Genomic DNA, 10,056 nt, shown 5'->3' with positions numbered 1-10,056 from the left:
CCGCGGCGGCCCGCTCCCTGCGTGGAGGGCCGGGTACCGGGGGGGGGCGGGGGCGCCCCGCGGGGGGGGCGGGTCGGCCGACCCCCCCCCCCCCGCGACGTCGGCGTCGTAGAGCAAGCCGGTGGGGCCCTGGGCCGCGGCTTTCTGTGGGATCGCGATCTGCGCTCTTCTCCGGCGGCCAGGGCCGGGAGGGTGCACGGGACCTCCTCGGGCACGGCGGAAATGCGAGCCTTCCCTGGCTTACGTCAAGCATGTTGACCTACGCTGCCGGTATGAGCGAACGGGTAGTCCCCGAGCCCCGGCGGCAGCGTCGGCGGCCCACCAAGCAAGGCGTCATCCTGTCCAGGGAACTGATCGTCGACACCGCGTTGCGGCTCATCGAGCAGCACGGCGCGGACGCGCTCACCGTACGGCGGCTCGGTACCGCGCTCGGCGCCGATCCCAGCGCCGTCTACCGCTACTTCCGCAGCACCGACGACCTGCTGCTCGCCGTCGCCGACGAGCTCATCGGCCGCGCCCAGCACGGTTGGCAGGCCACTGGTGACTGGCGCGCCGACCTGCGCGCCATCGGCCTGCGAATCCACGCCGCCTACCAGGCCCACCCCCAGGCCGCGCTGCTCGCCGCCCACCGCACCACCGGCCGAACCTACGAGATCGCCGCCGTCGAGGCCATCCTCGGCGTCCTGCGCGGGGCGGGCTTCCCCGACCGCGAGGCCGTCCGGATCTACCACGCGTTCGTCGACCAGAGCCTCGGCTTCGCCGCGCTCGACGCCGCCGCCCTCGCCCTGCCCGCCGCGGCCCAGGCCGCCGACCTGGAGGTCTGGCAGGCCTCCTACGCCCGGCTCGACGCCACCACGCACCCGCACATCGCCGCCACCGCCCGCCTCCTCACCAGTGACATGCGCCGCAGCGGTTATCCCTACGCCCTCGACCTCCTCCTCGATGCCGCCGAGGCCCGTCTCCCGGCGACGGGCTGAGCGCGGGCGACGGGCCGAGCGCTGCCGGATCCGAATCGGCCCTCGGAACCGGGCCGATCGCTCCCGGCTGCGTCGGCGACCGTCACGGTGCCGACGCAGCCCTGGCGCCTACGCGTTCCTGGGTACGTTTCATCACTTCGTGCGGGGGATCCCGGTAGTGCCCTGAGACGCCGGGGCGCCGACTCACCCCCGGGTGGGTCAGTCCGCCGCGTGGACGAGCCGGCCGCCGACGTAGGTGCGCAGGACGCGGGCGTCGGCGATCTCCTCGGCGGGGGCGGTGAAGAGGTCGCGGTCCAGGACGACGAGGTCGGCGAGGTGGCCCGCCGTGAGGGTGCCGGCGTCGTCATGGCCGTTGACGTGCGCGGTTCCGGCCGTGTACGCCGCGAGGGCGGAGGCCAGGTCGAGGCGCTGCTCGGGGAGGAAGACCCGGCCGTCGGCGGCCCCCGGCTCCCTCCGGTTGACGGCCACGTGAACGCCGGCGAGCGGGTCCGGGCTGCTCACCGGCCAGTCGCTGCCCGCCGCCAGGGTGGCGCCCGCGCGCTGGAGGGCGCCGAAGGGGTACTGCCAGGCGGCGCGCTCCGGGCCGAGGAACGGGATCGTCAACTCGTCCATCTGAGGCTCGTGCGCGGCCCAGAGCGGCTGGATGTTGGCGATCGCGCCGAGCCGGGCGAAACGGTCGAGGTCATCCGGGTGAACCACCTGGAGGTGGGCGAGGTGATGGCGGGTGCCGCGTCGCCCGTTGGCGGCGCGGGCGGCCTCGACCGCGTCCAGCGCCTCGCGGACGGCCCGGTCGCCGAGGGCGTGGAAGTGCACCTGGAAGCCGAGCGCATCCAGCTCGGTGACGTACCCGCGCAGGGCGGCCGGGTCGACGAAGCTGAGGCCGGAGTTGGCGGTGGCGCAGCCGCAGCCGTCCAGGTAGGGGCTGGTCATGGCAGCGGTGAAGTTCTCGGCGATGCCGTCCTGCATGATCTTCACCGAGCCGGCCCGGAACCGCCCCTGGCTCGACCCTGCACGCCGCTCGACCAGTTCGGGGATCTGCTCGGCCCCTCGGTCGCGGTCCCACCAGAGCGCGCCGGTCACCCGGGCGGTCAGCGCGCCGGAGCGCGCGGCGGCCAGGTAGGCGTCGGACGGATCCGGCTGGCCGTTGAACTCGCCGAGCAGCGCGTCCTGCCAGCCGGTGATGCCGAGCGAGTGCAGCAGCCGTTGGGCGCGCAGCAGCCCGTCCAGCCGGTCGGCGGCGGTGGAGGGCGGGATCAGCCGGGCGACCAGGCCGGTGGCGCCCTCCTGGAGCGTGCCGCCCGGAGTGCCGTCCGGCTCGCGCTCGATCCGGCCGTCCGCCGGATCGGGGGTGTCCCGGGTGAGGCCGGCGAGCTCCAGCGCCCGGGTGTTGGCCCAGGCGCCGTGGTGGTCGCGGTTGGTCAGGTACACCGGGCGGTCCGGGACGACGGAGTCCAGCAGTTGCCGGGTCGGCAGCCCGCCCTCGAAGCTCTCCATCGACCAGCCGCTGCCGGTGATCCACGCCTGGCCGGGATTGGCGTCGGCGTACGCGCGGATCCGCTCCAGGTAGTCGGCGACGCCGACCGTGCCGGTGAGGTCGCAGACCGCCAACTCGGTGCCGCCGAAGACCGCGTGGATGTGCGCGTCCTGGAATCCGGGCAGCAGCAGCTTGCCGGTGAGGTCCACGACCTCCGTCCCCGGCCCGATCAGCTCCCGGACCTCGTCGTGGCCGACGGCGGTGATCCGCTCGCCGGTCACGGCCAGGCTGGTCGCCCGGGTGCGGGCGGCGTCACCGGTGTGGACCGGGCCGCGGGTGAAGACCAGATCGGCCTCGGGCATGGGGGGTGCTCCGTTCTCTCGTGGCTTCCGTGGATCGTCAGTCGGTGTCGGGCAGGAAGTAGGGCGAGCGCCGCCGCCAGCGGGCCCAGGCGGCCGCCGGTAGTCCGGTGACGATCATCATCACCGTCACGGTCAGCTCGAACCACCCGTTGTCGGCGGCCAGTTCGAAGTGGTCGGCGGAGTCGTAGAACGACCAGGCGAGATAGCCGCCGACGGCGAGCAGGGTCGCCGCGCCCAGCAGCGGGCCGACCACCGCGCGCAGCCCCTCCAGCGGGTTGCTGCGCAGCAGGTGCCGGAACCGGACGGCCGCCGCGACGGCCGTCAGCGCGTAGTACAGCGCGACGATGATGCCGATCGCGTTGACGGAGGCGGAGATCAGGTCGTTGACGGTGGGGATGACGATCGAGGCCAGCGCGAGGGCCATCGCGATGCCGGTGATCAGGAGCGTGCCGACGGCGGGCGTCGCGTGCTTCGGGTGCAGCCGGGTCCAGACCGGGCCGAGCACGCCGTCGCGCCCCATCGCGTACATTCCGCGCGCCGTCGGGATCACGGACGATTGCAGGGAGGCCACCGCGGAGAACATGAGCGCGATCAACGGCAGGGCGGCCAACGGCTGGTGGGCGAGCGTCGTGCCGAAGTAGGCGAGCCCGTGTGCGCCGTTGTCGGCCAATTCGTCGAGCGGCAGCACCCGTTGGAAGGCCGTACCGGCGAGCAGGAAGAGCAGCAGCATCACCACCAGGGCGAGCATGCCGCCCCGCGAGGCGTCCCGGGGGCTGCGCACCTCCTCGCCGACGCTGAACACCGACTCGAAGCCCCAGTAGCAGAACACCGCCAGCACCATGCCCTGGGCGAGCGCGTCGAAGGACGGGATGTCGAACGGGTTGAACCACTGCAGTGAGAACGGCTGGTCGCCGGCGAACAGTCCGTACCCGCAGAAGCCGAGCAGCACCGCGTACTCGAACACCAGCAGCGCCTTCTGCAGCCGGGCGGCCAGGTCCAGGCCGCGCACCGCCACCAGCGCCGCGCCGGCCAGGACCACCAGGCCGAGCAGGGTGCACTGGACGGTCGAGTCGGCGTCGAGGCGGAGGCCCGCGACGCTGCGCACGTGGGCCAGGTCGAGGAGCTGGATGATGGAGGACCCGGTGACCGTGGTGGTGTAGGCCATGAAGACCACGGTGCCGACGGTGTTCACCCAGCCGGTGAGGAAGCCCAGCCAGGGGTTGAGTATTCGGCCCACCCAGCGGTAGCTGCTGCCGGCGTCCGGCTCAACGGCGTTCAGTCGCCCGTACCCGCCCGCGATGGCGAGCACGGGCAGGAAGGCCAACAGCATGATCGCGGGCAGGTGCAGGCCGACGACTCCGGCCATCAGGCCCAGGCCGATGCCGATGCTGCTGGTGGCCGCCGTACTGGAGGCGGCGATCGTCGCCCCGTCCAGCAGGCCGATGGACTTGTGCATGGTGACGTGGGGGCTGCTCGTGTCCGGTCTCGGAGCGTCGCCCGTGGCCTTCACCGTCGGTGTCAACGGATCACCGCCTTGCTCGTGTGGGGGAGGGGTGCGAGACATGAAACCGGTGGCGTCCCTACACGTCAATGCTGTTGTCATAAGAGCTGGCGCGCAGGAGAGCGCGAGCAAGGGCTCGAAGCCGTCCTCGGGCGGGAACGGGCCCGGGGCGAACAGCCCCCGACCCTCGAACACACCGCGGACGCCGTACTCGCGCCCCTCCACTACCGCGCCGTCTTCACCGACCTGCCGCTGACCGCCGAATGGACCCGCACCCTCGTGTCGCGGCTGCTGTCGCCCGGTCCGGTCCAGCAGCAGGCCTCCTGAGGTTCGCAGGAGGCCCGAAGAACCTGTTCGGTTTTTTGGGCGAGGACCGGATGGAGCTCGGTCATCGCAGGTCGGGGGGCGTGGCTTCGGCCCCGTTGCTTCAGGTGTTGAGCAGGCGGTTGAAGAACGAGCGGTAGCGCTGGAGCGCGACGCGCAGTTCTTCGGTCGGCACCTCGTCGCCGCGGTGCCACTGGCCTTCGAGGTCCTGCTTGTGCGCGGAGAAGGTGGTGGCGAGTGCCTGCATCGCCTCGGCGACCAAGTTGTCGGCCGCGGACACGGCGTTGCGAGGGTCGTCGACGAATTCGCCCTGGATCTTCTGCCACCGGGAGCGGAACTCCTCCTGCTGCCCGCCCAGCAGGGGTTCGTTCTCGGCGGATTCCGAGCCCTCGGTGCGCTCGGACGGCTCGGATGCCTGGGTGTAGCCCGTTTCCTGGTGCTCTTCCTGCCCACTTTCCTGCTCGCGGCCGCGGTCTTCGAGCGTGAACTCCTGCTCGCCGCTCCGCTGTTCGGTGGTGGCTTCCCCGGGGAACGCCGGTGGCGAATCCGCCCCGGAGGTGTCGTTCTGTTCGTCGGTGTCCTGTCGGGCGCCGGCCAGGTCCTCCGTGGACAGGCCGCCCTCGACCGGTTCGGATGTTGCTCGGCTGTGCATCTCTTCACTTCCCTTTCGGCAGTTCCGGTCGGCGGCCGTCGCCGGTCTCGCCCCGTCGGCTCAACTCGCCGGTCCGGGGCTCACGCGCGGCTGCCCTGCGGACGGTCGCCGTTGTGGAGCAGTTCCTCGAACAGGGTGCGGTAGTGCACCATGGCGCCCCGCAGTTCTTCCGTGGTCGCCTGGTGGCGGCTGCTGCGGTCGTTGACCTCGTGAGCGGACCGGAAGTGCGTCAGCACGTTCCCGTGTTCGACGGAGAGGTCCTTGAGCTGCTGCTCGTACCCCTCGGTCGGGTATCCGCGCTCGCTCATGAGCGTGGTGACGAGCCGGTCCGCCTCGTGCACCGTGTCGTCGGGCCGGTCGACGAACTGCTCCTGCACCCGTGCCCAGTCCTTGGCGTAGCGGTCACGGGCACCTGGTGACAGCGGTTTGATGTTCAGCGAGTCGTGGCGCGACTCGCGCTTGTGCAGCTCCCGGTCGGCGGCGAAACGGCCGTCCTTCGCCTCGGCGGTCCGGTCGTACTCCGGGCCGAACCGTTCCTGCAGATGGCGGCGGCGGATGGCGAACGTCGCCACCAGCGCGGCCACGACCAGAAGGGCGAAGACGATGACGAGGACTGCGATGAGGGTCCCTGTTGACATTTGGGTCCTCCGTTTGTAGCTCCGGACCTCCCTGAACGGCGCGTGCCCTGCGGCCCGGAGCCAAAACGCGGACGAACCGAAGAAGTCGAACGACGTGCCACGGCGGACGTGCCCGATCACGTCGAGTGGCCCACGGCGACCCGGGGAGCGTCCGACGGCGTGCCCGGAGACGTTGACGGACGGTAGCCTTGGCTGCCCGTGGAGTGACCCGGGCGGACCCGAGGGGGCAAGGGTGGCGGAGGACGGGCGGGTGCCGGGGCTGGTCGGGCGGCAACGGGAGACGGAGTTGCTGACCGCGGCGCTGGTCCAGGCCGTGGACGGTGCGAGCGGTTCCACGGTCCTGCTGCGCGGTGAGGCCGGGGTCGGCAGGAGCACACTGCTGGCCTGGGTGGAACGGGCGGCGCGGGAGCGGGGGTTCACCGTCCTGCGGGCGCTCGGTACGGAGGCGGAGACGGATCTCGCGTTCGGCGCCCTCCACCAGGCCTTCCGCTCGCTGCTCCAGCGCACCGACATCCTGTCCGCGCACCAGCGGGAGGCCCTGGAGAGCGCGCTCGGCGTCCGGGCCGGCACCCCGAGCGGGTTCGCCGTCGGCGCCGCCGTGCTGGCCCTGCTGGAGGAGGCGGTGCGGACCGCCCCGGTGCTGCTGCTCCTGGACGACCTGCACTGGATCGACTCCTCCAGCGCGAGCGTGTTCGCCTTCCTGAACCGCCGCTGCGCCGAGCTGCCGGTGGTGATCGTCGCCGCCACCCGACCGGGCGGACCGGCCGCCCGGACGTGGTCGGCCGAGACCGTCGACGTGCGGGCCCTGCCCCGGGCGGACGCGGCGCTACTGCTGGGCGCCCGCTACCCCGACCTCGCCGCGCCCGCCCGGGACCGGGTCCTCACGGAGGCGGCCGGGAACCCGCTGGCACTGGTGGAGCTGCCGCGCCAACTGGCGGCCGCCCAGCAGCTGGGGGCCGCCCCGCTGCCCGAACGGCTGCCACTGGGACGGAAGTTGGAGCGGATGTTCGCCGACCGCCTGGGCGCCGTGACGCCCGAGGTCGGCCGCCTGCTGCTGCTGGGCGCCCTGGCCACCGGTACGGAGTCCGCCACCGGGGCGTGGCTGCGCGCCGTCGCGGACGAGAACGCGCGGGAGATCCTGGAACGGATCGAGGCGGACGGGCTGGTCCGGCTCGACCGGGCCGGACAGCTCGTGTTCCGGCACCCCCTGGTCCGTACCGCCGTCGTCTCCACCGCCTCCGACAGCGCCCGCCGGGAAGCGCACCGGGCCCTGTCCGCCGCCCTCGCGCCGGATGATCCCAGGCGGCTGGCCCACGAGGCGTCGGCCGCGCTGTTGCCCGACGAGGCACTCGCGCAGCGGCTGCAGGAGGCGGGGCGCGACCTCGCGCGTCGAGGGGGCGACGCGGAGGGCGCGCTGCTGCTCGAACGCGCCGCCGCCCTCAGCCCCGGCTCCTGCGACCAGACCCGCCGGCTCACCTGGGCCGCGGTGATGGCGGCGCGCGGCGGGCAGCTGCGCCACTCCGTGGACCTGGTGGAGGAGTTGAAGTCCAGCACGGTGCCGCAGGACGTCGCCCCGCTGTTCGCGTACGCGGTGGTCTACGCCGACCAGAGCCACCACGTCGACTTCGAGTCCTCCGCCGCCCTGCTGCCCGCGGCCCTCGACGCGCTGACCGCCCCGGGCGCGGACACCTTCGGCGGGCTGGTCGACCAGGTGTACTTCAAGCTGCTGCTGGCCGCCAGCTACACCGACGACCCGTGGGTGTGGCACGCCCTGGAACGGCACCGGGAGAACGTCTCCGAGGTGGGGCGGCTGTGCCTGCGGGCCTGGACCGCCCCCGGCCCGGAGGTCGCCGAAGCGTTGCGGACGGTGGCCGGGGCCATGACCGAGGAGCAGGGGGCCGGTGCGGCCTGGCTCCTGCTGTGGACCGCCTCGGCGCTCGACTGCCCCGAGGGCGACCTGTGGCGGCGCTTCACCGGCTTCCACGGCTACGCCACCCAGGGCTCGGTGGCGAAGGCCAAGTGCCACCAGGACTTCCTGCTCGGGCACTGGGACCGGGCGGCCGCCTGCCTGCGCGAGGCCGAGGTCGCGGACGAACTCGGCTATCACACCAACGCCCTGATGTTCCGCCAGTACTACGCCCACTTCCTGGCCGGCCGGGGGGACGAGGACGGCCTGCGGGAGATCGAGCAGGCCGTCCGCCCGGCCGCCACCCGGGGGCGGATGCGGTACGTCCTGGACCGCCTGACCCACCTGCGCGGCCTGGCGGCGCTCGCCCACGGACGCGACGAGGAGGCGTACGCGCACTTCTGCGAGCTCACCCCGCCCGGGCGGCTGCCCAACGGGTCGCCGTGGCGCCACGCGCTGGTCCTCGACCTGGTGACGGCCGCCGTGCACACCGGCCGCCACGAGGAGGCCCGGGACCACCTCGCGGCCGGAGCCGCGGCGCGCTCGGCGGAGATCTCCGGCCGCCACGCCTTCCTCTTCGCGGCCGCCACCGCCCTGGCAGCCACCGCCCCGGCCGCCGCCACCGACGACGACGAGGCCGACGACGCCTACCGCGCCGCGTACGCCGTACCCGGCGCCGAGCGGTGGGCGTTCGACCTCGCCCGGCTGCGGCTCGCCCACGGTTCGTGGCTGCGCCGGCGCCACCGGCCCGGGGCCCGGGAGGCGCTGCGCGCGGCCCACCACGTGTTCCGCCGCCTCGAAGCCACCCCCTGGGCCCGGCAGTGCGAGGCGGAACTCCGGGCGGCCGGCGACTCCGTGGCGCTGCCGCCGGGCGGACCGGACGCGGAACCGGCCGGCCTCAGCGGTCACGAGCTGCGCATCGCCCGGCTGGCCGCGACCGGGCTGACCAACAAGGAGATCGGCCGGCAGCTCCAGCTGTCGCCCCGCACCGTCGGGGCCCACCTCTACCGGATCTTCCCGAAGCTCGGCATCACCACCCGGGCCGCGCTCGCCCACGCCCTGGACGGCGGCTGACCTGCCGGAACGGCTCCTCGAACCGCCCTTCCCGGCGCGGCAGTCAGATGACCTAACGGCACGTCGTGCGCGCGGTCCACGCTGGACCGCGCAGGGCTTCGACGGAAGGGCGGTCAGATGGGCGTGCGGGTGACGACGGCGTCGGTCGCGGACGAGGAGAAGGCGGCGTTCTGGAGCGCGATGGTGTCGCGGACGCTGGTGCCGGTGGAGGTGCACCCGCTCACCGGGCGGCCGTTCGACGGACTCCTGGAGTCGCACCGGCTCGGCTACGTACGGATCTCCACCCTGGAGGCGGACGCCGCCCGCCTCTCCCGTACGGCCGACCTGATCGTCCGGGCCCCGCGCACCGAGCCGCAGGTCGGGGTCGGGGTGCAGGTGTCGGGCCGGGCCGTGCTGGAGCAGGACGGGCGCCGGGCGGAGGCGCTGCCGGGCGGGCTCATGCTGTACGACACCGAGCGGCCCTACGCCGTCGACTTCCCGGAGCGCTTCCGCACCCATCTGGTCCACCTGCCGAGCCGGCTGCTCGGTGCGGCGGAGCGCGACCTGCGGCACGCGGCGGGCACCGCCGTCGGCCCCGCGGACGGCTGCGGGCCGGTGCTGGCGCCCTTCCTCGGCGCCTTGGCCGCGTCCGCCCGGTCGCTCCCCGCACCGGTCGGAGACCTGCTGGCCGGACGCGTCGCCGACCTGGTGAGCGCGCTCGTCGCCCACCTGGTGGCCGACCGGGCCACGGACGAGCCGGACGGCCCCGACGGGCACCTGGTCCGGCGGGTGCGGGAGTACATCGACCGCCGGCTGGGCGATCCGGAGCTGACACCCGAGCGGATCGCGTGGGCCCACCACATCTCCGTGCGGTACCTGCACCGGCTCTTCGAGAACGAGGGAGTGACGGTGAGCCGCCTTGTCCAGCAGCGCCGCCTGGAAGCCTGTGCCCGCGAGCTGGGCCGCCGCGGTCGTACGGCCCCGACCGTGTCAGCTGTCGCCCAACGCTGGGGCTTCGTCAACCCGGCGCACTTCAGCCGGGCCTTCCGCGCCGCGTACGGGGTCCCGCCGCGCGAGTGGCGCTCGCTCCGGAACGACGAGGCCGGCTGACCGGGCCGCCGAGCCGTCTGCCGAACCGAACCGTCCGCCGAGCCGTCCGCCGAAGGGCA

8 protein-coding genes are annotated in these 10,056 nt (G+C 73.6%); 4 read left to right on the top strand and 4 right to left on the bottom strand.

From position 1 onward, the window contains the following. Window positions 1-272 precede the first annotated feature (272 nt). A complete protein-coding gene (locus ACFV6D_RS22240) occupies window positions 273-977 on the top strand; it encodes a TetR/AcrR family transcriptional regulator (RefSeq protein ID WP_380560896.1) in 705 nt (234 codons plus the stop codon). A gap of 198 nt (window positions 978-1,175) precedes the next feature. Here the strand turns inward: ACFV6D_RS22240 and ACFV6D_RS22235 are convergent, their stop codons facing one another. Both ACFV6D_RS22235 and ACFV6D_RS22230 read right to left on the bottom strand, forming a co-directional pair. Next, window positions 1,176-2,813: an amidohydrolase gene (locus ACFV6D_RS22235; protein ID WP_380560895.1), complete on the bottom strand. Its 1,638-nt coding sequence runs from the start codon at window positions 2,811-2,813 to the stop codon at window positions 1,176-1,178. Between the two features lie 37 nt (window positions 2,814-2,850). After that, entirely contained in the window at window positions 2,851-4,269 is a 1,419-nt protein-coding gene (locus ACFV6D_RS22230; protein ID WP_380376205.1) for an APC family permease, read from the bottom strand. Here ACFV6D_RS22230 and ACFV6D_RS22225 point away from each other — a divergent pair. Beyond that, entirely contained in the window at window positions 4,156-4,641 is a 486-nt protein-coding gene (locus ACFV6D_RS22225; protein ID WP_380560894.1) for a TetR-like C-terminal domain-containing protein, read from the top strand. The two genes, ACFV6D_RS22230 and ACFV6D_RS22225, sit on opposite strands and share 114 nt — an antisense overlap. Window positions 4,642-4,741: 100 nt before the next feature. Here the strand turns inward: ACFV6D_RS22225 and ACFV6D_RS22220 are convergent, their stop codons facing one another. Both ACFV6D_RS22220 and ACFV6D_RS22215 read right to left on the bottom strand, forming a co-directional pair. Continuing rightward, window positions 4,742-5,290 carry a hypothetical protein gene (locus tag ACFV6D_RS22220; RefSeq protein WP_380560893.1) on the bottom strand — a complete coding sequence of 183 codons (549 nt, stop codon included), beginning with the start codon at window positions 5,288-5,290 and terminating at the stop codon, window positions 4,742-4,744. Between the two features lie 80 nt (window positions 5,291-5,370). Further along, a complete protein-coding gene (locus tag ACFV6D_RS22215) occupies window positions 5,371-5,928 on the bottom strand; it encodes a hypothetical protein (protein WP_380560892.1) in 558 nt (185 codons plus the stop codon). 232 nt (window positions 5,929-6,160) lie between these two features. On the opposite strand from ACFV6D_RS22215, the gene ACFV6D_RS22210 reads away from it, so the two are divergent. Both ACFV6D_RS22210 and ACFV6D_RS22205 read left to right on the top strand, forming a co-directional pair. Next, entirely contained in the window at window positions 6,161-8,908 is a 2,748-nt protein-coding gene (locus ACFV6D_RS22210) for a BREX system ATP-binding domain-containing protein (protein ID WP_380560891.1), read from the top strand. Between the two features lie 117 nt (window positions 8,909-9,025). Continuing rightward, window positions 9,026-9,997, top strand: a complete 972-nt coding sequence (locus ACFV6D_RS22205; protein WP_380560890.1) for a helix-turn-helix domain-containing protein — start codon at window positions 9,026-9,028, stop codon at window positions 9,995-9,997. Window positions 9,998-10,056: the final 59 nt, after the last annotated feature.

The sequence above is a fragment of the Kitasatospora sp. NPDC059812 genome, assembly GCF_042732075.1.
Classification (GTDB): domain Bacteria; phylum Actinomycetota; class Actinomycetes; order Streptomycetales; family Streptomycetaceae; genus Kitasatospora.
This window is presented reverse-complemented; position numbering and strand designations above follow the sequence as displayed.

Bases quoted from the DNA above. Each gene is read 5' to 3' on its own strand.
- ACFV6D_RS22240 (WP_380560896.1), top strand. From the start codon at position 273: ATGAGCGAACGGGTAGTCCCCGAGCCCCGGCGGCAGCGTCGGCGGCCC.
- ACFV6D_RS22235 (WP_380560895.1), bottom strand. From the start codon at position 2,813: ATGCCCGAGGCCGATCTGGTCTTCACCCGCGGCCCGGTCCACACCGGT.
- ACFV6D_RS22230 (WP_380376205.1), bottom strand. From the start codon at position 4,269: ATGCACAAGTCCATCGGCCTGCTGGACGGGGCGACGATCGCCGCCTCC.
- ACFV6D_RS22220 (WP_380560893.1), bottom strand. From the start codon at position 5,290: ATGCACAGCCGAGCAACATCCGAACCGGTCGAGGGCGGCCTGTCCACG.
- ACFV6D_RS22215 (WP_380560892.1), bottom strand. From the start codon at position 5,928: ATGTCAACAGGGACCCTCATCGCAGTCCTCGTCATCGTCTTCGCCCTT.
- ACFV6D_RS22205 (WP_380560890.1), top strand. From the start codon at position 9,026: ATGGGCGTGCGGGTGACGACGGCGTCGGTCGCGGACGAGGAGAAGGCG.